Annotated in this window: 23 protein-coding genes; 8 read left to right on the plus strand and 15 right to left on the minus strand. The window is 39.8% G+C overall.

All coding sequences use genetic code 11. The annotated features are described in order from the left end of the window. Positions 1–236: 236 nt before the first annotated feature. The 6 genes from AY601_RS02915 (at position 237) to AY601_RS26290 (ending at position 3,571) form a co-directional block, all read left to right on the plus strand. A complete protein-coding gene (locus tag AY601_RS02915) occupies positions 237–1,109 on the plus strand; it encodes a universal stress protein (RefSeq protein WP_198163598.1) in 873 nt (290 codons plus the stop codon). A 19-nt stretch (positions 1,110–1,128) separates the two neighbouring features. Next, entirely contained in the window at positions 1,129–1,548 is a 420-nt protein-coding gene (locus AY601_RS02920; RefSeq protein ID WP_068396198.1) for a hypothetical protein, read from the plus strand. Positions 1,549–1,554: 6 nt separating this feature from the next. Further along, the gene (locus AY601_RS25510) at positions 1,555–1,695 is read left to right on the plus strand and encodes a hypothetical protein (RefSeq protein WP_157287663.1); all 141 of its coding nucleotides are present in this window, start codon (positions 1,555–1,557) and stop codon (positions 1,693–1,695) included. Between the two features lie 290 nt (positions 1,696–1,985). Next, positions 1,986–3,179: a L,D-transpeptidase family protein gene (locus tag AY601_RS02925; RefSeq protein WP_198163599.1), complete on the plus strand. Its 1,194-nt coding sequence runs from the start codon at positions 1,986–1,988 to the stop codon at positions 3,177–3,179. Next, on the plus strand, positions 3,179–3,415 hold the full coding sequence (locus AY601_RS02930; protein WP_068396204.1) for a hypothetical protein: 237 nt from the start codon (positions 3,179–3,181) through the stop codon (positions 3,413–3,415). The genes AY601_RS02925 and AY601_RS02930 overlap by 1 nt, the downstream gene beginning before the upstream one ends. 12 nt (positions 3,416–3,427) lie before the next feature. Next, complete coding sequence (locus tag AY601_RS26290) at positions 3,428–3,571, plus strand: universal stress protein (protein WP_084359047.1); 144 nt, start codon at positions 3,428–3,430, stop codon at positions 3,569–3,571. A 233-nt stretch (positions 3,572–3,804) separates the two neighbouring features. Here AY601_RS26290 and AY601_RS02935 read toward each other — a convergent pair whose 3' ends face one another. Both AY601_RS02935 and AY601_RS02940 read right to left on the minus strand, forming a co-directional pair. After that, complete coding sequence (locus AY601_RS02935) at positions 3,805–4,674, minus strand: universal stress protein (protein ID WP_068396207.1); 870 nt, start codon at positions 4,672–4,674, stop codon at positions 3,805–3,807. Positions 4,675–4,702: 28 nt separating this feature from the next. Beyond that, positions 4,703–5,098, minus strand: coding sequence for a PAS domain S-box protein (locus AY601_RS02940; protein WP_068396211.1), 396 nt, complete (start codon positions 5,096–5,098; stop codon positions 4,703–4,705). 144 nt (positions 5,099–5,242) lie between these two features. On the opposite strand from AY601_RS02940, the gene AY601_RS02945 reads away from it, so the two are divergent. Both AY601_RS02945 and AY601_RS02950 read left to right on the plus strand, forming a co-directional pair. Further along, entirely contained in the window at positions 5,243–6,430 is a 1,188-nt protein-coding gene (locus AY601_RS02945) for an acetate/propionate family kinase (RefSeq protein WP_068396214.1), read from the plus strand. Between the two features lie 9 nt (positions 6,431–6,439). Further along, positions 6,440–8,815 carry a phosphoketolase gene (locus tag AY601_RS02950; protein WP_068396217.1) on the plus strand — a complete coding sequence of 792 codons (2,376 nt, stop codon included), beginning with the start codon at positions 6,440–6,442 and terminating at the stop codon, positions 8,813–8,815. 12 nt (positions 8,816–8,827) lie between these two features. Here AY601_RS02950 and AY601_RS02955 read toward each other — a convergent pair whose 3' ends face one another. From AY601_RS02955 to AY601_RS03015, 13 genes are all read right to left on the minus strand, one after another. Then, positions 8,828–9,517, minus strand: coding sequence for a VIT1/CCC1 transporter family protein (locus tag AY601_RS02955; protein WP_068396219.1), 690 nt, complete (start codon positions 9,515–9,517; stop codon positions 8,828–8,830). A 1-nt stretch (position 9,518) separates the two neighbouring features. Beyond that, positions 9,519–10,181, minus strand: a complete 663-nt coding sequence (locus AY601_RS02960; RefSeq protein WP_068396222.1) for a cytochrome b/b6 domain-containing protein — start codon at positions 10,179–10,181, stop codon at positions 9,519–9,521. Positions 10,182–10,233: 52 nt separating this feature from the next. Then, a complete protein-coding gene (locus AY601_RS02965; RefSeq protein WP_068396225.1) occupies positions 10,234–11,451 on the minus strand; it encodes a DUF3570 domain-containing protein in 1,218 nt (405 codons plus the stop codon). Between the two features lie 9 nt (positions 11,452–11,460). Then, positions 11,461–11,691, minus strand: coding sequence for a DUF4266 domain-containing protein (locus AY601_RS02970; RefSeq protein ID WP_068396229.1), 231 nt, complete (start codon positions 11,689–11,691; stop codon positions 11,461–11,463). A 1-nt stretch (position 11,692) separates the two neighbouring features. Continuing rightward, complete coding sequence (locus AY601_RS02975; protein ID WP_068407061.1) at positions 11,693–12,625, minus strand: FAD:protein FMN transferase; 933 nt, start codon at positions 12,623–12,625, stop codon at positions 11,693–11,695. A gap of 4 nt (positions 12,626–12,629) precedes the next feature. After that, the gene (locus AY601_RS02980; RefSeq protein ID WP_068396231.1) at positions 12,630–13,067 is read right to left on the minus strand and encodes a thioredoxin family protein; all 438 of its coding nucleotides are present in this window, start codon (positions 13,065–13,067) and stop codon (positions 12,630–12,632) included. A gap of 73 nt (positions 13,068–13,140) precedes the next feature. Further along, positions 13,141–14,430 (minus strand): sensor histidine kinase, encoded by a 1,290-nt coding sequence (locus AY601_RS02985; RefSeq protein WP_232324684.1) that lies wholly within the window; start codon positions 14,428–14,430, stop codon positions 13,141–13,143. Continuing rightward, entirely contained in the window at positions 14,427–15,104 is a 678-nt protein-coding gene (locus AY601_RS02990) for a response regulator transcription factor (protein WP_068407064.1), read from the minus strand. Before AY601_RS02990 ends, AY601_RS02985 begins: the two co-directional genes overlap by 4 nt. Before the next feature lie 234 nt (positions 15,105–15,338). Then, entirely contained in the window at positions 15,339–17,024 is a 1,686-nt protein-coding gene (locus AY601_RS02995; protein ID WP_068396234.1) for a sodium/sugar symporter, read from the minus strand. Positions 17,025–17,060: 36 nt separating this feature from the next. Further along, a complete protein-coding gene (araA, locus tag AY601_RS03000; RefSeq protein WP_068396237.1) occupies positions 17,061–18,551 on the minus strand; it encodes an L-arabinose isomerase in 1,491 nt (496 codons plus the stop codon). A gap of 21 nt (positions 18,552–18,572) precedes the next feature. Beyond that, entirely contained in the window at positions 18,573–19,946 is a 1,374-nt protein-coding gene (locus tag AY601_RS03005) for a glycoside hydrolase family 27 protein (protein WP_198163600.1), read from the minus strand. Further along, a complete protein-coding gene (locus AY601_RS03010; RefSeq protein WP_068396239.1) occupies positions 19,918–20,616 on the minus strand; it encodes an L-ribulose-5-phosphate 4-epimerase in 699 nt (232 codons plus the stop codon). Before AY601_RS03010 ends, AY601_RS03005 begins: the two co-directional genes overlap by 29 nt. Further along, complete coding sequence (locus AY601_RS03015; protein WP_068396242.1) at positions 20,613–22,313, minus strand: ribulokinase; 1,701 nt, start codon at positions 22,311–22,313, stop codon at positions 20,613–20,615. Before AY601_RS03015 ends, AY601_RS03010 begins: the two co-directional genes overlap by 4 nt. Between the last annotated feature and the right edge of the window lie 48 nt (positions 22,314–22,361).

Here is a 22,361-nt window from a genome sequence, read left to right on the forward strand (position 1 = left end):
GTTTCTGCTACACCAAATGATTGCAGGTAAATGTTTAATGAGGAGCCTATGGGCTGTTTTTAATTAAGGGTCAGATTTATAAAGATCAGCAAGAATGATAAATATTATGGGTTAATACATATTATCTTATTGGTTATCATTTGTTTATGTGATTTTGATCATATTTTAGCCTGAATTTTTTTCTAAAATTTGTTAAGAGGTTTATGGAGGTTATATCCTTTATTAAAATATATTTTATGAAAAAGATCTTAGTCCCAACTGATTTTTCTATACCAGCCGAAAATGCAGCTCAGTATGCTGTAAAGCTGGCAAAATCCTTAAATGCAGATATTTTATTGTGTAATGCAATAAAGGTGCCCTCCGAAACACCAATAGCTGCACAAGTGGCCTGGCCTTTAATGGATTACTCAACGCTGAAGGAAGAAGCTACAACTGAGCTTGATACACTGGTTGAAAAGCTTTGTAATACTTCCGGTTTGGATGAAGAAGAAAATGTTTGCCCAAGGATAGCATGTGAAAGTAATAAGGGGACTGTTCATGAGGTAGTCGGTAAGCTTGTGAAAGAGCGGGAAATAGACCTGGTGGTCATGGGGATGGCTGGGGCAAGTGGGGTGGTTCAATTCTTATTGGGAAGTAATAGTAGAGAAATGATTGAAAAAGCAGATTTTCCTGTTTTATTTATTCCTTATACTGCTGGTTTTAAGAAGATTCGCAAAATTGTATTTGCGACAAATCTGGACAGACACGAATTGGAGCCTCTGCAATCATTAATTAATCTGGCTAATCTACTGGATGCTGAAATCACAATTACCCATATTACCAATAAAGAAATTGATAGAAAGAGCAAGCAACAGCATAAGATTGATGATTTTATGAAAGAAGTTGTTGCGAAGGTAAATCATCCTGAAATTAAATTTGAAAAGGTGTGGAATATAGATGTTGATCATGGATTAGAATGGATTATTGATCAGCAGGATGTAGACCTGGTAGCTGTTGTTCACCACCACCACGATATTTTAAAAAGAGTATTTAATGGAAGTCATACCCAAAGGCTTTCAAGGCATATAGAAATCCCTCTTTTGGTATTTCCACCAGATAAGAAAAATTAAATCACTAATTCAAAAATACATGGAAACATTAATTAAGTTATCCGCGCGTTCGCTTGAATATTATATTAATGCCAAACGATGGAATGCTGACCTTGAATTTTACAAGGATGAAATTGATTTTCTGAATAAATTACTTAAAGAAAAATTTTCACATCTCACCAATACAAAAAGAAGTATCGTGGTTATTCATTTGATAGATAAATTGGCTGAGGTAGTTAATGAAAAGCATCAGGTCAAAGAATTGCTGGATAATCAGCTTAAAGACCTGGAGCTTTTAGCTGAAGATCTGCTCATTGAAAATAAAGAAACTATTGCAGGTAAACAGGCGCATTTAGAATATCTGATAAGGGATCTGGTAAATGAATACCGGGAAATAAAAAAGAGCATTTTTGTGCTGCTGGATCAAATTCTGACCGAAGACAGGTTAATAGTAAATTAACCCGTCATGGAAAAGCCTGAGCCATCCATTCAACAATTCTGGCATTTAAAATTAATCAGTAAATATTTCGAATTTGGTAAGATATCTGCAGCATTACAAGCTGGCATTCAGGAACCAGATTTTGAAAGAGATAGGGATATCCTTTGAACTTATAAAAATTGTACAATTCCCGAAGGTAAGGTTGACTTAAAAGTTTAATGATCAGAACAGTAATCACGTATTAGACTATGCCTGGCTAAACGCCTTTATGCAGCAAAGATTCTATAACTGATCCATATCATTATTTCATCTAATAGATATCATGTTGTCATTGTTTTTTTTAACTCAACTTTAGGTGTAGAATCTTCTTTGGCTTCTTAGCATCAGGTATTATGAAAATTACAACATTATTAACTCTGCTGGTTTTTTCCTCTATATTCTTAATTGGAAGCCCAAAATTGGAAAATAACAGACTGAAGCATGTCAATGACACTGTTGCCATAGCAAAAGCAATACATGAACAACTTAGAAATAATAAGAATGACCTGTATTATCCCGAAACTGTAAAAAGGTTTTATACAAAGACTGATTATAAACTTTTATGGGTATTACCAGACACAGTAAAAAATCATACCTGGGAAGCTATGCTGATGTTGGACTGTGTTTTGCAATTTGGATTAAATCATGCAGATTTTCATCCGGAAAAATTATTGTTTGACAAGTTGCATAAGTTGATTGATCATTATGATACCATAAGTTATACAGAGAAGGCAAAGTTCGATGTGTTATTAACTGATGCCATGATCACTTTTATGAATCAGTTACATTATGGGAAACTTAATCCGGATTATCCCGCAAGAAAGATTGATAGAGAAAAGGTAGACTTTAGGGCTGATCAAGCTCTTTTTAATGCATTTCAAAGTAAAGAATTTATGAGTGCCGTTGTGGATGCTCAGCCCAGGTCACGCCGTTATCGCGCTCTTCAGGAACAGATGCGTTTAATGACCGGACAATATGTTGGTGATTGTTATGAAGTTCCCGAAGGACAGATCAAAAAGGTTGCCATCAATATGGAGCGTTTACGCTGGATCAATATGAATGAAGATAGATTTATTGAGGTCAATATACCTTCTTCTATGTTATCTGTTCATGAAAGTGATACGGTTTATAACTTCAAAGTAGTGGTTGGCCGCCCGGCACATCCTACTCCAATATTGCAGAGTACTATTGGTTATCTGATGACTACAACACGACAAAAAAGTAATTACACTGCTGCATCAGCATCTATTGATTTTTGTTTCCCCAATACTTTTGATATCGGGCTATATGGTACTGCCGGAAAAAAACTATTTGAGAAAAATGACCGTGCTTTTAGCAATGGAAATATATGGGTTGAAAATGCTGGAAAGCTTGCTGCGTTATTATTAAAGAAGGAAAAAGACATTTCTAAAATGGCCTTAATGTATAAAGCGATTAAGAATGGTGAAATCAGGACTTTCAGTCTGAAAAAGACAATGCCGATCAAAGTAATTTATATTACCAGTGAGGTAAAGAATGGGGTAATAGTGACTTATCCAGATTTGTATAACCTGGATAAGTCTATGGAAAAAGCCTTATATAGTGTCAATCCGATTTTAACAATTGTGAAGTGATGAGATTTATCCTAAAATGTAAAAAGGGTAAAAAACCCGATCTGAAAAAGGCAACTGTCACATTGGATATCCATGGAGCTAATTTAGTTGATGGCAGCCTGTTTCCGGTTATGGTATTGATAGATCTTGAAGAGACAGACTTGAGAAGTCTCAAAGAAGAGCTGGATCAGGAATGGGAAATTTATCCTGAGAAAATTTACCAGGTTCCTTCACCAAGGAAGGTAATTAAAAAGTAGTAAGATGATGTTATGAAAACAATTTTAGTACCAACGGATTTTTCAGATGCCGCTCATAACGCGTCTACTTACGCTTTTAACTTAGCAAAGAAGCTGAAAACCAGACTCAGGTTGTGTAATGCGCTATATTTGCCTGAAAAGGGTAATGTATTCTAGCCATCTGATAATTACAATACGCTGAAAAAACAGCAAAAAGATGAATTAAGGGTTTTAGCCAGAAAATTGGTTGTGGAAAGTAAACTATTGGAACCCGAGCCAGCATTACCTGGTATGAAAAATCTTCCTGACCCTGAGATTAGTTATCGCAGTGAGGTGCAGTTATTAATGAGTGTGGTGGTTGGGTTCTTATCTGTAATATGGTATGAAGTGGTGAAATGGAAAAACAAATTTTAACCGGGTAAAATTAATAACGGTGATTTCTGATTTGTAACTAATCTTTTAATCTTGCTTTCATGAAATAGTTTCCACAAAAAAGAATGTTTTTTATGGATTAGCACAAGAAGATCAGCATGTGTTTCTTCTTCAAATTCTATGAGATCCTGAATAATATTCTTTCCTTGTATATTTTTAAAAGATATTTTTTTGAAGGTCAGTTTACCCATTTCCTGAATGAATTCAGATAGATGATATTCTTCATTAAAATCAATTACAATCGGAGTTGGAGGCGAGATATGACAGACGTGAATATGAGATTTAAACAAATCAGCCTTTTCTGTTAGAAGTTTTAATTGTTTTATATCTTCAATTGCAAGGTCTGTTGCAAAGATTATAGTTTTTATAGCATCAGTTAGCACTTTTTCAGAGATCAACAGCACAGGACAATTACTTTTATTGACAATAGTATTGATACCTCCACCAAATAGGAATTCGTTACCTTGATGATGACGGGTGCCTATAGTTACCATCGTTATATTTTTCTCCTTTTTGATTAAGTTTGCTATGGTGGAGAAAGTGTGGTCTTCATCTATAATTGTTAAACCTGGTATTCTGGAGATATCAGTGTCCCTTTTTAAAATGGACTGAAGTCTTATTTTTTCAATTTTAAGGCTATCAATACTTTGCTGTTTTGCAATATCCTCATATCCAGTTGGAAAAAGGATTTCCGCTGAAGATCGTACTGCAGGCACAGGATAAATATTACACAATATAATATCCATTTTCATTTTGTCAGCCAGACTCATTGCAGATTCTGCCGCATTTTTGGCGTACCCGGAAAAGTCAGTTAAAACTAAAATACTTTTCTTATTGATCTTTCTCATATGAACTGGTAGAATTGCAATTGTTATTTTAATGTTCTGCCTGCACTTTATTTTCTGATTTTTCAGCACCTGCTAATTCATGAATAAAGCAGGTAAATATCCTTCTTCCTCTATTTTCAAACCTGCTTGTTGCTAATTGAAAGGGAAAAACTGTACCATCTTTCTTTAAACCAGTTACTTGAAATGTAATGCCTGTGATATCCGGGATTATCCGTGGCAGATAGCGCTGCCTGTAACTAAGAGACTCCAATTTATTTGTACAGGGCATAAACGTTGAAATATTTTTTCCGATTACTTCCTCCGGTGTATAACCGAAAATTTTACAGGCCGCTGGATTTACAGATTCAATCTTGCCAATAAAATCTACAGTAATAATGCCATCTATTGCATTATTGAGGATGCTGATTAATGCGAGGTTGTCCATCGTATTTAATTTAAAATATGTTATCGTTCATAAAAATATAAGATTAGTTAGTGTTGTAACATGATGATTATCAGTGATAAAAATGAGGGATGTCACTTTTTTTTCTTCCAGGTAGAGCGAGCTTAGTAAGCAGTTACCACTGTTATGAAAAGTAAGCTTTCTTCCTATATTTTATGTTTGAATTCAGGCTCTTCGAGTTTAAAGTTTAGTCTTTATGATCCTGTTTCCAGGCAAATGGAAATTGCAGGAGTAATTAATGCTATAGGAACATTAAATGGATGGTTTAAAGTCAGTGACAGTCGGGGTACTTTACTGAAAAATGAGGCCGGGTTGTTCAAGGATATGCATACCGCAGTTGAGTCGTTAACCAAATGGCTGGATGAGCATCAAAGTAAATATCCATTGACTGCTATAGGGCATAGAGTGGTACAAGGAGGGCCTGATCACAGGGCACCTGAAATGCTGACTGAACAACTATTGAAAACACTAAAGCAGTTCATTTTTCTTGCGCCTAACCACTTACCAGAGGAGCTTGCAATAATTCATATATTTCTGGAAAAGTTCAGAAATCTGCCACAAGTTGTTTGTTTTGATACTTTTTTCCACCGTGATATGCCCTTTTGTGGCCATCACTATCCTTTATCATCGAAGTATACTAGTAAAGATCTGATCCGATATGGATTTCATGGTCTGTCTTATGAATATATTATGCTTAGGCTTAAAGCCAAGCACATACCCATAAAAAGCAAAAAGATTATAATTGCTCATTTGGGGAATGGAGCGAGCCTGGTTGCTGTAAAAAATGGATGTTCTATAGACACAACTATGGGTGTTAGTCCAATTGGCGGGCTTGTGATGAGCACACGCAGTGGAGATCTTGATCCCGGAGCAATATTGTTCTTATTAAAGCATAACAAACTCTCGGTAGATGAATTAGATAATTTATTGAGTAAGGAGTCTGGGCTGAAGGCAATTGCCGGAACAGGCGATGTAAGAGAGTTATTGGAAGTTGGGCATACTAATGCAACTGCTGCCAAGGCCCTGGCTTTGTTTTGTTATACAGTCAGAAAACAGATAGGAGCATTAACAGCTGCTATGGGTGGCTTAGATATTCTTGTATTTACGGGGGGAATAGGGGAGAATCTGGCTGTTATTCGTAGCCGGATTTGTAAAGATCTTGCTTTCTTCGGAATAGCATTAGACAGCAGGTTAAATCTTTGCAACCGTGAAGTTATTTCCTCAGAAAAAAGCCGGGTTCTGGTTCACGTAATTAAAACAAATGAAGAACTGGTCATTGCCAGGCATACTCAAAATATGGTCCAACTTAAATAATTAATCATCATGAATGTAATTTCTGATCAAACCATTGAAAAAATGCACGCCTACTGGCAGGCAGCCAACTTTCTTGCTGCCGGGCAAATCTATCTTCAAGATAATCCTTTATTAACAAGCCCGTTGAAGCCGGAGCATATTAAGCCCCGTTTACTTGGTCATTGGGGAACTTCACCAGGGTTGAACCTGATTTATGTTCATCTCAACAGATTGATTAACGAAACAGATGCTGACATCTTGTATGTTTGTGGCCCTGGACACGGAGCTCCGGCTATCGTTGCAAACACTTATCTGGAAGGTACGTATACAGAAGTTTATCCCGCAATTACACAAGATAAAACCGGAATGAAGCAGTTATTCAGACAGTTTTCTACTCCAGGAGGGATTCCAAGCCACGTAAGTGCACATACACCAGGGTCAGTTCATGAAGGCGGGGAGCTAGGTTATGCACTTTCACATGCATTTGGTGCTGCTTTTGACAACTCAGAATTGATTGTGGCTTGCGTGATAGGCGATGGGGAGGCAGAAACAGGCCCATTGGCCGGCAGCTGGATCGGAGCCTCGTTTTTGAACCCGATGAGAGATGGCGCTGTATTGCCAATTCTCCATTTAAACGGATACAAAATATCTGGCCCGACAGTATTGGCCCGTAAAAATGATGAAGCCTTAACCCAGTTATTCAAAGGGCAGGGATATGAAGTGTTTTTTGTGGAAGGAAATGATCCTATGACTGTACATCGCCAGTTCGCAGAAGTACTTGATGAGGTATATCGCAAAATTAAGCTCATCCAGCAAAATGCAAGAATCAGGGGTACATTTAACGATATCTATTGGCCGATGATTATTTTGAGAACCCCTAAAGGATGGACAGGTCCTAAAGAATGGAACCATGTCCCTATAGAGGATACCTTCCATGCACATCAGGTTCCTTTGGCTGGTGTTAAAGAAGATTCTGGGAAATTAAAATTGCTGGAAGAATGGATGCTGAGTTATCAACCCGAAAAGCTATTTGATCAGGATGGACGGCTTATCCCAGAGGTTGCTGCTATGGCTCCATCAGGCAATAAAAGAATGAGTGCATCTGCCTATAGTAATGGCGGTCTTTTGCTGAAAGAATTAATTTTACCGGATTTTAAGGATTATGCACTCCCAATTTTAGCACCTGGAAAGATGGAAGCAGAAAGTACCCGGAATTTGGGCCGTTTTATAAGAGATGTTTTTAAACTGAATGCGGAAAGAAAAAACTTCAGACTATTCTGCCCGGATGAAACTACTTCTAATCGGTTGGAAGCAGTATTCCAGGTTACTAAGCGATGTTTCATGGAGCAAATTATCGATAAAGATGAAAGTCTCTCCCGGGATGGCCGTGTGATGGAAGTGCTGAGTGAGCATCTTTGTGAGGGCTGGCTGGAAGGATATCTATTAACAGGCAGGCACGGAGTTTTTCCTTGTTATGAAGCATTTGTGACCATTGTGGATTCGATGTTCAGTCAATATGCCAAGTGGATTAAAACTTCTAAAGAATTGCCCTGGCGCAAACCAGTGGCTTCACTGAATTACCTGTTAACGTCACATGTATGGAGACAAGATAACAACGGGTACAGCCATCAGGGGCCAGGATTTATTGATACTGTGGCCAATAAAAAGAATACAGTGATCCGTATCTATTTACCGCCTGATGCAAATACACTTTTATCTGTAATGGATCATTGTTTTCGCAGCAAAGACTTTGTAAATGTAATTATAGCTGGTAAACAACCTGAATTGCAATGGTTAACAATAGAAGAAGCGGTTGAACATTGCAGAGCAGGAGCATCTGAATGGAAATGGGCTGGAAACGCAGGGAAAGAAGCTCCTGATGTGATCTTAGGCTGTGCAGGAGATGTTCCTACGCTTGAAACGGTAGCTGCGGCAAGTCTTTTGCGGGAACATTTGCCAGAATTAAAAGTACGTTTGATTAATGTAGTTGATCTGATGTCTTTATCGCCGGTGGCTTATCATCCTCATGGCATGAGTGAAGAAGTTTTTGAATCACTATTTTCTAAGACTACTCCGGTAATTTTCGCTTTTCATGGTTATGTCCGTATTATTCACGACCTGGTACATGGACGGCCAGATCCGGCAAGGTTTCATGTTAGAGGGTATATGGAAGAAGGAACGACAACTACGCCATTCGATATGGTCGTGCTGAATCAGATGAGCCGTTATCACCTGGCAATGGAAGCCGTAAAAAGAGTACCTCATTTCCATCAGCAAGCAGATTCGTTTATTGCTTATTGTGAAGGTAAACTAAAGGAGCATAAAAATTATATCTGTACTTATCTCGATGATATGCCCGAAATAAAGAATTGGAAATGGATAGATAAGCCAATTATTGAAAAATAATTCAGTAACAAACTATGTCGTTTTAACACCGAAAAGATAGCCTACAGCAGCAGTCATTAACATCGCTGCTGTTCCCCAAAAACAAATCCGGATAACAGCTTTGCCCATAGAGGATCCGCCTGCCTGAGCCGCAACAATTGCAGAAATAGCTAAAAATACGATCGAAAAACTATATTGACAAATGACCATCAGGTGAAGTGGCGCGAAAATGGAAACCAACATTGGGAGCATTCCGCCCGTGATAAATGAGCCTGCCGAAGCTAAAGCAGCTTGCATTGGTTTTGCCTGGGTAATCTCATTGATACCAAGTTCATCCCTCGCATGTGCACCTAAAGCGTCATGCGCAGTGAGCTGCATAGCAACCTGCAAGGCCAGATTTTCTTCCAGGCCTCTCTGCTGGTAAAGTTTGGCTAGCTCTTTCAGTTCAATTTCGGGCATCTTTTCCAATTCCATTTTCTCCCTTTTCAAATCGGCAGTTTCAATATCCGATTGTGAACTCACAGAAACGTATTCTCCGGCAGCCATAGACAACGCTCCGGCAACCAATCCTGCTAAGGCAGCCAATACAATTGGTTCTCGTGTTGTACTCGCTGCGGCAATGCCAATGGCCAGACTGGTTGTAGAAAGAATACCGTCATTTGCGCCTAAAACTGCTGCTCTTAACCAACCGCTTCTATTGGTGTAATGTTCTTCAAGTTCCATATTATGTTTTTCCTCCGTTAATCATGTCTGATACTATCCCTTTGCTTTCTTTCCGTTCTGCCAGCAGTACACCAACGATATGTACCAAGATAAAGATCAGGATTAAATACATACAAAAACCATGAAATCCTTTAATGCTGTGACTTAGATTTTGACTGATGCCTAATTCCTGATCAAATGTCATAGATAAGCCTGTTAAAACCATGAGGACAAGTAATGAATAGAAAATGAGGTACAAGCATTTAACCGTAAACTCGTGTAAGGCTGCATGAGATTCCTTACTATGTTTACGATAAGCCTGGTAAGCACTTTTTAAGTTACCGAAAAAGCCTTGCCTTGTAGACGGAGAAAATACAGAGAGCAGCCGGAACAAGAATAATGCTGCAAGTGTATAACCAAAGTAAATATGGATACTCCAAATCTGATCTTCCATACCATGTGCTATATCTTTGGCTTGTTGAGCGGTTATTGACGTATCAGATTGCTGTAGTATAAATTTGGTATTACTTTTTACATCGAATAAAGTTGAGTTTAACAGCACTGTGAGTAGCGATCCGGTAATGACCAGCAGATTTAGCCAATGCCACAGCCTGACAGATTTGCTGTGCTTTTTCAATTTAGCAAGATGATCAATGTCGTTTCTTAATGGTTCAATGATAGCCATGTTGATTGCGTTTTAATGCATCTGGATTTTATGTTCCAGATGCATTGTGTTTTTATTTTACTTTTAAATTTAAAGTAATGATGTTGGAAACCAATCCTGTAGATCTGCTATAGTGTCCGTATCTCAGTTCTAGCATATTCAGATGTTGCCAGCCAAATACACCGTGCGGAGGTGCAAGCCGGATTCCCGCCCCATAAAAATCACTGTTCAGGGTTGACAGGTCATAATCACTGGTAAAATAGGTAGCAGAAGTATCATGTTGCCCATAGGGTGCAAAATATCGGGTTCCTGTTTGCTTGTTATAGCGGTAAAATGGACTTAAGGAGATAAATGAGGTGAGTTTCACCGGAACTTCTATTTCTGCGGTATGTGCTCTGATGCCCCAGTTATCCATAAAATAACGGTAATAAGTCCGTATAATCACCTGGTCAGTGGCAAAGTAGTTTAACCTTGCGGCAATAGGTAATTTATATCTTTTATCAGGTAGCGTTTCTGCTCTTAAAGAACCATCTGTAAAATAATCACGTTGGTATTTGGTGGCTAGTAAACCCTTTTGATAAGCAGGTTCAATAATAATCAGTGCCTGAAGTTTTGGATTGATAACCTGTGAAATAGAGAAAGAAGTGCTGAATGAATTTCTTGGGCTAGAGCCTTCACTTCTCGGTTCACGACCGTTGCCGCTTGTTGCGGGCCTCAGTTCAATAGGCAAAATGACTTTCCATGTATCTAAAAATGCCTGTAGTTTAAAATCAAACTGAGTATTTTTATCTTTCGATAAGCGGGTCAGGTTAAACCCTGCACCTAGTGACTGATAATCATATTCCCTGGAGAAAGAACCTGTAAAACCAAAAGCATTTCCGGTTTTTTCATTGCTTTGCGTCCAGTTTAAAGATGGATAAATACGAGTATCGGCCATCGATGCTGAAGAAATCGTACTTGGATCAATCTTATCAGAAGAAGCAGAAGTATAATGATCTACACCCAGTTCAAACAAAAAGGTGTTTTTCTTGCCTGCTTTATTGAAATTGGACATTTGCAGATCGATTGTATTAGCGAAATCTGTCAGTTTTTCAGTTCCAATGCCACCTGTAACGGCCGAATTGTTGCCGTTTTGATGATAGTACGCCGATACCAGGTTGATCTCGTCTAGTTTAAGTTTCCTGCTTTGATAATTACTGCTGTCGGCAGGGGCAGGTTTGATTTTAATTTGTCCATGGGCACTTAAAACACCGAGGAACAGCAGCAGTACATGCAGATAAATCTTTCTCATGATTTTTATTTAGTTACAACCACAACCACCACCGCTTTTGCCACCATTGGCACCAGAACCACCCTCACGGTATAACTGGAAACTCTGTTCAAACTTTTGCGCTGTTCGGGAGGATAAAGCCATTTCAAAATCATTGAGCTTATTTTTCTGATACGGTTTTACTGTTGCACATGCGCTCAGCAGGCTTATTGCAAAAATGCCCGAGCCGAGTAATACTGCTATTGGAATGGACTTTCTCATATCATTGTTTTACATTAATGTTCTTCGAAGTATATAGCTGATCCTGGTCATCTATAATGATACAGGCCACATGTTTTAACTGGTTGATCAAATCAAGGCCTATCTGCACACCCATCACGATCACAGGTGTGGCGAGTGCATCGGCTAGTTCGGCGCTTGGACAAATGATGCTTACACTTTTAATTCCGCTAACCGGTAAACCCGTCTTGGGATCAATCGTATGGGAGTATCTGCGACCATTTATAGTAGCATACTTTTCATAATCGCCAGATGTTGCAATAGCCATATTGCTAATGTTTAGCGCAGAAAAAGGGCGGCTGCTTTGATCAGGATCGGCGATGCCAATTGTCCAGGGCTTGCCAGTTGATTGGCTGCCCCAGGTAATCAGGTCACCTGCTGCATTTACTATTCCGTGTTCGATTCCTATACGCTGCAATACTTGTTTAGCCCTGTCGGCTGCATATCCTTTTCCTATGCCACCAAACCCGATCCGCATGCCTTTTTGTTTAAGCATGACCGTAGAATTTTCAGGATCTATAATTACATGCTGGTAGTTGATCAGGCTGACCGATTGACGTGCTGTTTCAAAATCTGGCAGGGAGGTCATATTGACATCAAAGTTCCAAAGGCTTTTATCGATAGAGCCATAGCTAATGTCGAAGGCACCCTGGGTAATGTCTGATATTTTTACTGCACGCTGAATGAGCTCAATCACTTCGGGATCAACTTTAACGGGCTTTATACCTGCACATTGATTGATGAGGCTAGTCTGGCTGGTCTGTTTGAATGTACTCAGTAATTCTTCAATCCTGCTAACCTCGGCTATAGCTGCATCAATAGCTTTTTCGCCAGCAGTTTCATGACCCGCAATTACCGTAAACTCAAAACGGTTACCCATGAGTTTTAATACCCTATTGTAAGTTGCGTCTGCCATGTTATTATTTATTAACAGATTTAGTGCTTGTGATTTCCTGAACAAATTTTTCAGGAGTTTCATTAGGATAGCCGTCCCATGATTTTAAAACTTTCCCATTTTCATCCAGCAGCAGGGTGTAAGGGAATTTACCATCAGGGTTATATTTTTCTGCCAGGGCTTCATTTAGTTTAATCTGTTCGGCAGACAACTGGTTTTTCTTTTGCCGTGGGAAATCTGCACGTACTAATACTAAATGAGCTTTAGCATAAGTTTCAAAAAAGTCTGATTCTAAGATTTCTTTTCTTAAACGGATGCAGGGGCCGCACCAATCTGACCCAGAGAAATTAACCAGAATTTGTTGATGAGTGTTTTTAGCCTGCTGTTGTGCCTGGGTAAAATTGCTCATCCAGCTTAACGAACCAGGAAGAATTGATAATAGTATGATTAGTAATAGTTTCATCTGTCTGTCCTTAATGTTAAGCTAATATCAAGGCGAATTCTGAAGACATTATGAAGTTGTCTGTTAAAAAATTTTAAAGCGTTATTAACTGACTTTTATCCCCGAAGCTTTTAAAATTGATAATGAATTGGTGACATTCCTGATTATAATTGTAACTCAATTCATAGTTTTGTTTTAAACAGACCTGTTTCAGAATGGCCAGGCCCAGACCTGTACCGTCTGAAGCATTGTCTTTATAGAATCTTTCAAAAATCTTTTGAGAATGAAGCGCGGTAGGTAAGCCAGTGTTTGAAAATATAAGGCTATCATTTTTTATGGTAATCATCATTGAGCCACCATCGTTATTGTGTCTTATCGCATTGCTGAAAAGATTATTGATTAATATCTCTATTAAAGAACGGTTTGCAAAGACAGAGAATGCGCTGATCCTTGTTTCTACCTGTAGCTCTCTTCTTTGAATGAGCTCCTGGAAATAGCCGATTTTCTCCTCAATTAGTGCTTTAATGTCGATTTCTTCTTTGTCCTGAAGCTGATCATTGTCAATTTTGACTAACAGCAGGAGTGATTGATTTAACTTCGTCAATTTTGAGGTAGCCTTATACAGATCGGCCAGAATTTCACTCTCTTCTTTACCGAGTGTATTAAATTGCAGCATAGTGTCAAGTTTGGAATTGATCACTGCAAGGGGTGTCATCATTTCATGGGATGCATTTTCAGTAAACAGCTTAATCTCTTTGTAATCTGATTTTACTTTCAGCGATACTTCAAGAACGGCATTACTCAGCTCTCTGAATTCTTCAATATTGGTTTGAACCGGCTCAAATACATTCTCCTGGTTAATGTTAAATGCTTTGATGTTGATTAACAATTGGCGGAATGGCAGCCACATTCTTTGAATCAGAATTCTGTTGACCAGCCATAAAATCAATAACAAAACAATTACTGGTAATAAAATAATCAGAATAATACTTTTGATCTGTTCCTGCCGCTCAAGTTTAGAAGCCATGATCATCACTTCGTATGGTTGTCCGTTTAAGATTAATTCTGTTTTCAGATACCTTGCTGATTCATCGTGTTTCTTTTTAGGATTGTAGAAAGTTGTATCGGCGAAATATTTACGTTGATCAGATAGCTTGTTTATTTTTTTATAGTCAACAATAACATCATCAAATCCATCCGGGGATGGGAGGATGTTTTTAACGTGCGTAAAGTCACGTACCTCGAGAAGCTCCTCGTAAAGATGATCATCAATCTGTTTATTGATATATTGTCCGAGCGTTTGATAAAAAAGAAATCCTATAACAATAAGACCTGTGAGTGTGATGATAGCCAAGATCCTGTTATAACTGCTGAATAATTTCATGAATCAGTAAATTTGTAACCCACTCCATAAACCGAATGAAAATAGTCTTTGCATCCTGAATCTGTTAGTTTTTTTCTCACATTTTTAATGTGGGTATAAATGAAATCGAAACTATCTGCCATATCAGCATCATCGCCCCAAATGTGAATTACTGCTGCGGCTTTAGAGATTACTTTATTTTTGTTGACTACAAAGTACAATAGGAGTTCAAATTCCTTTCTGGTCAGGTATATAGGTTTTCCGTTTACTTTCGTTTCCTTAGCAGTAGTATCAATTTCTATCTCATTGAAATGAAGTATACTATTTCCATTGAAATGCCGGCGTCTTACTATGGATTGTACCCTGGCGTAAAGCTCAGACAAATGGAAGGGTTTGATCAGGTAATCATCAGCACCAAGACTTAATCCTTCAATTTTCTGATCTAAAGAATTGCGTGCAGAAATAATCAGTACACCGTCTGCTTTATTTATTTTTTTAAGATATTTTAATAGTTGAAGACCTTCTCCGTCAGGTAGGGTTAAGTCCAGTAAAATACAATCATAATCATAAATGGATAACTTCTGATAACCTTGTTCATAGGTAGAGGCATGATCACAAATGTTTCCTTCAACTGTCAGATATTGATTGATACTATTTCTCAGGCCTTCTTCATCCTCAACAATTAGAAATTTCATAAATAAATATAATGTTAAAATCTGAAGACTTTCTGAAGCTGGCAGGATTAATGAGTCTGGATTAATCCATAACAAATGCATTTTTCGAGGAACTTATCTAAAATTGATTTAGATCAAAGCTGAATGGTGGAAATGAATTGAAAAATTATGGTGCAAGGGTTTACCTATCAGGATGTTGATTAAACTGATAAAAGACGCTATATAATGCCTTTTATCAGTTTAAATAGAGAAAGACTACCAGAACTTCACATACAATGCAGCAATAAGCAGCAGGGTAACTACGATCAGTACCATTGTAGGAGGTTCAACTTTGAACATGGATTTGTCCAGTTCGAAAGCTTTAGGATTTACTTTAGGTCCGGTCAAGCTGATCAGAATCATAATGGCCATGGTAAAGAAAAAGGAAAGTCCCATACAGATATGGAAAGGAATCTCAAAGCCGCCTTTACCATTTGGATACGCGGTATAAAGCAACGTATCATTACCCAACAGGCTTGGTGCCATTTCGTTGAAGAATACAGATAATAGAAATCCTGCCAGCACACCAACAATAGCTGCACTTCCGGTTGTTCTTTTCCAGAACATACCCAGGATAAACATCGCAAACACACCCGGACTGATGAAGCCTGTATATTTCTGGATAAATGTAAAACCACCCGCGCCCCCAATTCCCAAAAGATCATTCCAGGTAAAGAGTATAGCGAGGATCATTCCAACGAATACTGTTGTTCTGCCCACCAAAACCAGATTCTTTTCTTCTGTACCTTTCTTAAAGTACTTTGCATATATATCCAGCGTAAAGATTGTAGAGATACTATTTACTTTCCCTGCAAGAGAAGCAACAATGGCTGCGGTAAGTGCAGCAACAGATAGCCCTTTAAGACCGGTAGGTAAAAAAGTAAGTATTGCTGAATAAGCTCCGTCTTTACCGCCTATTAATTGAGGCAAATGTCCGCTTTTATACAAAACATAAGCTGCGATACCTGGCAACATTACGATGAGTGGCATCATCAGCTTCAAAATGCCGGCAAAAAGAATACCTGTTCTTGCCGTTTTAATGTCCGCACCCAATGCACGCTGGGTAATATACTGATTGCATCCCCAGTAGTTCAGGTTAATGATCCAGATACCCGCAACATAAGAAGCCAGTCCGGGGAAAGTCAGGTATTTACTAATTTCATTTTGTGTAGATGCAGCAGTAGGTTTTGGGATAATCATTTTGAAGTGCTCAGGAGCCTGCTCCATCAAAACATTGAAACCAGCAATGGCATTAGGGCCAACACCGAATTTCTCGCCAACAACAGTTAAAGCAATGTAAGTGGTCACCAACCCTCCAAAGATCAATACAGCTACCTGAATAACATCAGTATAGGCCACTACTTTCATACCTCCAAGGGAAATGATCAGTGCAAATACAGCGAGCCCGATCATAATCACATGGAGATAATCTCCGCCTGTGAGGCCGTTGATGGCTACTGCGCCCAGGTAAAGTATAGAAGTCAGATTCACGAATACGTATAAGAATAACCAGAATACAGCCATGATCAGGGCAACAGATTCATTATACCTGGTCTTTAGAAACTGTGGCATGGTATAAATCTTATTCTTGAGGTAGACTGGAATGAACCACACGGCAACTATGATCAGTGCAATGGCTGCAATCCATTCGTAGGCCGCAACAGCTATTCCAAGAAAGAAACCTTCACCACTCATGCCAATAAATTGTTCGGCAGAAATGTTTGAGGCAATCAGCGAAGCACCAATGGCCCACCAGGTTAATGTTCCTTCAGCCAGAAAAAATGCTTTGGCGTCATGCTCATTTTTTTCGCGCTTCCGGTAAATGTAATACCCATAGCCAGAAACGACTAAAAAGTAGATGATAAAAACTACATAATCTGTAGTGACTAAGTTGTTGTTCATAGTAGGCTATTTGGTTAGTTTGAACAGGTTGCTGGTTTATTTATAAAAGATTTCATTCCATTGAAGCTCATTTCTGAACTGGTTGATTTTCGTATCAGCCCCAATGTTTATATATTCTATGCCTGCAATGTTGGCAAAATCCAGTAGGTGTGCAGTGGTCAGGTTCTGACTGTAAGCAGTGTGGTGTGCACCTCCTGCATAGATCCAGGCTGCACAAGCTGTTTTCATATCAGGAAGAGGTTTCCATAAAACTTTTGCTACTGGTAGTTTTGGTAATTCATGTGCTGGCTCCACGGCTTCTACTTCATTTACAAGTAAGCGAAAGCGATTGCCCATATCTATAATAGAAGCATTGAGTGCATTTCCACCTGCCACGCTAAAGATCAGTCGTGCGGGATCAGCTTTACCGCCAATGCCAAGTGGGTGAACTTCCAGTCTTGGTTTTTCATTGGCCAGGGAGGCATCAACTTCCAGCATGTGTGAGCCCAGTACCATAGAATTAGCAGGATCGAAATGATAGGTATAATCCTCCATAAAGGCGTTTGCCCCAGGTAATCCGGCTCCCATTACTTTACAGGCGCGTACCAAAGCTGCTGTTTTCCAGTCGCCTTCTCCGGCAAATCCGTATCCTGCTGCCATTAATCGCTGTGCGGCAATACCTGGCAGTTGGATCATGCCATGTAAATCTTCGAAGGTATCGCTGAAACCTTTAAAATTACCATCTTCAAGGAATTTTTTAAGACCAAGTTCTATTTTTGCAGCTTCATAAACGGAAGTATGCCTGTCTCCGCCACGGAGCAGGTCAGTAGTCATCTGGTAAGTTGCTTCATACAGCGTCAGGAGTTCCTGAATGGATTCCTCAGGAATACTGTTAATCACTGCCACCAGGTCACCTATACCATAAGTATTGACTTGAAAACCAAACTTAAGTTCTGCTTCTACCTTATCACCATCAGTAACCGCTACATAACGCATGTTATCGCCAAAGCGCGCAAATTTGGCACCTTGCCAATCATGCCAGCCAGCAGCAGCCCGTGTCCAGGTATCGATTTCTTTCAACACTTCCGGATCCTGCCAGTGTCCTACCACCACTTTTCTGTCTTTACGCATCCGTGTGACCATAAACCCAAATTCACGATCACCATGGGCACTCTGGTTAAGGTTCATGAAATCCATGTCAATGGTACTCCATGGAATATCACGGTTAAATTGCGTATGCAGATGTAATAGTGGTTTCTGAAGAATATTCAATCCTCTTATCCACATTTTTGCAGGAGAGAAAGTATGCATCCAGGTGATCACGCCAATACAATTTGCTGTGATGTTGGCCTGTTGCAGGGTTTCAAATATCTCTTCAGGTGTTTTTACTATAGGTTTATAAACTACTTTAACGGGAATCTGCGGGTCTGAGTCAAGCGATCCGGCCACCTGCTGTGCATGTTCTGCTACTTGTTTTAAGGTCTCTTCTCCGTATAAATTCTGGCTGCCAGTGATGAACCAGACCTCTAACTCTTTTAAATTTATCATATTTTTTTATGTTGTCTTTGTTTATTTAATTTGTGAAATACGGAACAGGGCTGCTCCATGTTTATTGACCTTAGCAGTAAGGATTCCTTTGACATTACTTTTGTTGGTTTTGCTCCAGAGGTCTCTTACCTTACAGGGTTTGCTAAAACCAATGTCGTTCAGGTTTACAGAAATATCTGCCGCCCCGTTATCGTCTCCGGGATTAAAAAGTGCGACATATTTATCTCCGGTTTGCGGATCATCTGCGACCCAGCAGATCCCATTTGCATTACGAAACAACTGTCGGTTATTAGTGCTGTTTTTCAGGATATTGATCACTTCACTGTTGTTCAGTAATGATAGTGTAAATGCGTCATTTCCCGGCAAATCGCCACCAAACATCAATGGTGAACGGAATATTGTCCACAGGGTCATCAGGGTATATTGTTCATCTCTGGTAAATGCTGTCATTCTTGGATTTCCGCGCTCTGCACGAATACCTATTTTCCCAAGCGGGAGCATATCCCCATCTGGCCAGGCACCAGGTGCACGATAGTTGTTCCAGCGCTCAAATACATCAAAATGATCTTTCAGCATAGTCCAGTTGTCCCAGAAATCGTCTACAGTACGCCACATATTGGCATGGTTCTGCACATGGGCAGCATTTGCTATGGGAGTTTCTCCGGGCGAAGTGCTCAGCACAATCTTTCTGCCTGTGAGTGCGATTGCTTTACGGATCATCTCTATTTCCCCGGTATGGTAAGGTCTGGAAAGGTCATCCACCTTAATGAAATCTACTCCCCATGAACTATACAGTTTAAATAGCGAGTTATAATATTCCTGTGCACCATCACGTCCAGCCACTACAGTGTACATGTCACGCAGCCACTTGCATTGCAGTTCTGTGCTGTAAATATCTTTAGCGGTTGCCTTACTTCCCATAATTGGAAGATTGCGTTTTACAGCTTCTACTGGAATGCCCCGCATGATGTGAATGCCGAATTTTAATCCTTTTTGATGAATGTAATCTGCCAGAGGTTTAAATCCCTTACCGTTTGCAGCAGATGGAAAACGGTTGACAGCCGGCTGGAACCGGCCATAGGCATCGAGTACATAGTCAGGATCTTTTTCATTATAGCCGTTTGCTTTGTCGTTACCTACGTACCAGCGGATGTCTACCACTACATATTCCCATCCAAATGCTTTCAGATTTTTATGCATATAATCTGCATTGCTTTTTACTTCAGATTCCACTACCGTGGGGCCAAAGCAATCCCAGCTGTTCCAGCCCATTGGAGGCGTCTCAGCCCAATTGTGAAAATCTTTTTGTTGTGCATTCACTCTGGTAAGCATTCCGGTCAGGAGTGCAAATGCCAATATTATCTTTTTACTGACCATAATAACTATCCGGACCATGTTTACGTTCAAAATGCTTTTTTATCAGTGCCTCTTTTAATTTTGGTGACTGCTGGTTAATTTGTCTTGTCAGCAGGGCCATATGCGCAACGGTTTCCAGTACAGCACTGTTATAAACTGCTTTTTCGGCTGTCTTTCCCCAAGTAAACGGTGCATGATTTCCAACCAGGATCATTTCAACCTCATGATGATCATAACCGAGTTTTTTAAAATGATTGATGATCTGAAAGCCAGTTTCGTATTCGTAATCTCCATTGATCATTTCATCACTCATTGGAGGAGCACAAGGTATATCCACAGTAAGGTGGTCGGCATGCGTAGTACCAAAAATCGGAATATCTGTTTGTGCCTGTGCCCAGGACGTAGCATAAGTAGAATGGGTATGGACTATCCCATTGATCCCGTCCCAATGTTTGTAAAGTACAGCATGGGTTTTAGTGTCAGAAGATGGTCTGAGTGTTCCTGCTACAATGTTGCCGTCGAAATCAACGATGACCATTTTATCTGGTGTCAGCTCTTTGTATGGCACGCCGCTTGGTTTGATCGCAAATACACCTCTATCTCTGTCTGCTGCACTTACATTTCCAAAAGTAAAGAGCACAAGTCCTAACCTTGGCAGTTCCATGTTGGCCTCGTAGGCTGTTTCGCGTATTAGTTTATAATCGGTCATGATACATAAGGTTTGATGTCCTTTTTGCTGTATTTCTCTACATATCTGCCCAATGCCAGATATTCCTGATAATGCTGGTTATACATCTTTTTCTTTTTCTGATTTGGCTGATATTCTGCTTCGAAACCTGTTCCCATAATTTCCATTGCGGTTTCGATATTTGGATGGATTCCAGCAGCTACAGCAGCGAACATGGCCGCCCCAAGTGCACAGGTGTGCTCAAACCGGTGAATTTTGATAGGCATTTCTAATACATCAGCCATCATCTGCATGATATAAGGTGATTTTTTTGCGACTCCTCCAATACCGATTATTCCTTTTACCGGAACCCCCTGTTCTTTGAATCTGTCAACAATGCTTTTTGCACCAAAACAGGTTGCAGCAGCTAAGGCACGGAAAAACCTTGGTGCATCAGTACCCAGGCTTAAACCGGAGATCGCACCTTTCAATTCCTGGTTTGCGTCTGGAGTCCGCCTTCCGTTCAACCAGTCAATGGCCAGCTCTGCATAATCGTTATCACCTAATAGTTCGGCCTGTTCACTTAGACTTGAAATAATCTTAGCTTCCAGTTCATCTTTTAAAGCAACTGCGGTTGCCTGGTCAATTAAGTCTGATTGAGTGAGAAGATGATCTAATGGCCAGCTAATTAGATTTTTAAACCAGGCATAGACATCGCCAAAGGCCGATTGACCAGCTTCTAAACCCATTGTTCCGGGAATAACAGAGCCATTTACTTGTCCGCAAATACCTTTGACCAGTTTACCATCAAGGTCAGCCAGCGGTGCTACAAGGATGTCGCAAGTGCTGGTGCCCATGATTTTACACAGGTAGTAAGGTGATATCTGCCCGCCAACTGCCCCCATATGTGCATCAAATGCGCCTACGCCAACTACCACATCTGTTGATAGTCCCAGCCGGCTTGCCCATTCTTCACTCAAGGTGCCTGCAGGCTCATCAGAAGTATAAGTATCCTGGAAAAGCTTTTCTCTGAACCCTGACAATAGCGGGTCTAATTTGCTGAAAAATTCTTCTGGAGGAAGACCGTCAAACTCTTCTGCCCAAAGCGCTTTATGTCCTGCTGCACAGCGGCTCCGTTTCATTTTTCTGGCGTCGTTGCCCCCTGTTAACAGGAAAGGAATCCAATCGCAATGCTCTACCCATGAAAAAATGGCACTGCGAATTGCGGGATCTTCCTTCAATACATGAAGAAGTTTGGCCCAAAACCATTCGGAAGAATAAATTCCACCTACATATTTAAGATAGTTTGTCTTGAATTTAGTGGCGTGATCGTTGATCTGTGCCGCTTCTTTGATTCCTGTATGATCTTTCCATAATACAAACATGGCGTTTGGATTTTCTTCGAGACCAGGGGTGAGGGCGAGAGGGGTTCCGGTGATGTCAACGGCTACAGGAGTAGAACCTGTCGTATCTACAGCAATCCCTTTGATAGCAGCAGCTACTGCTTCGCCGCCGGCTTTTGCGATACAATCTTTAATAGTATGCTCTAACCCCTCAATGTAGTCAAGAGGATGTTGTCTGAACTGATTTAATGCAGGCTCACAATAAAGTTTTTTTTGCCACCTTTTATAATAATAAACTGAGGAAGAGAGCTCTGCTCCATTTTCGGTATTTACAATTACAGAGCGAACAGAATCCGATCCGTAATCTATACCGATGACATATTTGGTTAGATTCATGGTAATTATAATAAACGTCTAATTAACGTTTATTTTTTTGAGAAATGA

This window comes from Pedobacter cryoconitis, assembly GCF_001590605.1.
GTDB lineage: Bacteria > Bacteroidota > Bacteroidia > Sphingobacteriales > Sphingobacteriaceae > Pedobacter > Pedobacter cryoconitis_A.

Bases quoted from the DNA above. Each gene is read 5' to 3' on its own strand.
- AY601_RS02915 (WP_198163598.1), top strand. From the start codon at position 237: ATGAAAAAGATCTTAGTCCCAACTGATTTTTCTATACCAGCCGAAAAT.
- AY601_RS02920 (WP_068396198.1), top strand. From the start codon at position 1,129: ATGGAAACATTAATTAAGTTATCCGCGCGTTCGCTTGAATATTATATT.
- AY601_RS25510 (WP_157287663.1), top strand. From the start codon at position 1,555: ATGGAAAAGCCTGAGCCATCCATTCAACAATTCTGGCATTTAAAATTA.
- AY601_RS02930 (WP_068396204.1), top strand. From the start codon at position 3,179: ATGAGATTTATCCTAAAATGTAAAAAGGGTAAAAAACCCGATCTGAAA.
- AY601_RS26290 (WP_084359047.1), top strand. From the start codon at position 3,428: ATGAAAACAATTTTAGTACCAACGGATTTTTCAGATGCCGCTCATAAC.
- AY601_RS02935 (WP_068396207.1), bottom strand. From the start codon at position 4,674: ATGAGAAAGATCAATAAGAAAAGTATTTTAGTTTTAACTGACTTTTCC.
- AY601_RS02940 (WP_068396211.1), bottom strand. From the start codon at position 5,098: ATGGACAACCTCGCATTAATCAGCATCCTCAATAATGCAATAGATGGC.
- AY601_RS02945 (WP_068396214.1), top strand. From the start codon at position 5,243: ATGAAAAGTAAGCTTTCTTCCTATATTTTATGTTTGAATTCAGGCTCT.
- AY601_RS02950 (WP_068396217.1), top strand. From the start codon at position 6,440: ATGAATGTAATTTCTGATCAAACCATTGAAAAAATGCACGCCTACTGG.
- AY601_RS02955 (WP_068396219.1), bottom strand. From the start codon at position 9,517: ATGGAACTTGAAGAACATTACACCAATAGAAGCGGTTGGTTAAGAGCA.
- AY601_RS02960 (WP_068396222.1), bottom strand. From the start codon at position 10,181: ATGGCTATCATTGAACCATTAAGAAACGACATTGATCATCTTGCTAAA.
- AY601_RS02965 (WP_068396225.1), bottom strand. From the start codon at position 11,451: ATGAGAAAGATTTATCTGCATGTACTGCTGCTGTTCCTCGGTGTTTTA.
- AY601_RS02970 (WP_068396229.1), bottom strand. From the start codon at position 11,691: ATGAGAAAGTCCATTCCAATAGCAGTATTACTCGGCTCGGGCATTTTT.
- AY601_RS02975 (WP_068407061.1), bottom strand. From the start codon at position 12,625: ATGGCAGACGCAACTTACAATAGGGTATTAAAACTCATGGGTAACCGT.
- AY601_RS02980 (WP_068396231.1), bottom strand. From the start codon at position 13,067: ATGAAACTATTACTAATCATACTATTATCAATTCTTCCTGGTTCGTTA.
- AY601_RS02985 (WP_232324684.1), bottom strand. From the start codon at position 14,430: ATGAAATTATTCAGCAGTTATAACAGGATCTTGGCTATCATCACACTC.
- AY601_RS02990 (WP_068407064.1), bottom strand. From the start codon at position 15,104: ATGAAATTTCTAATTGTTGAGGATGAAGAAGGCCTGAGAAATAGTATC.
- AY601_RS02995 (WP_068396234.1), bottom strand. From the start codon at position 17,024: ATGAACAACAACTTAGTCACTACAGATTATGTAGTTTTTATCATCTAC.
- araA (WP_068396237.1), bottom strand. From the start codon at position 18,551: ATGATAAATTTAAAAGAGTTAGAGGTCTGGTTCATCACTGGCAGCCAG.
- AY601_RS03005 (WP_198163600.1), bottom strand. From the start codon at position 19,946: ATGGTCCGGATAGTTATTATGGTCAGTAAAAAGATAATATTGGCATTT.
- AY601_RS03010 (WP_068396239.1), bottom strand. From the start codon at position 20,616: ATGACCGATTATAAACTAATACGCGAAACAGCCTACGAGGCCAACATG.
- AY601_RS03015 (WP_068396242.1), bottom strand. From the start codon at position 22,313: ATGAATCTAACCAAATATGTCATCGGTATAGATTACGGATCGGATTCT.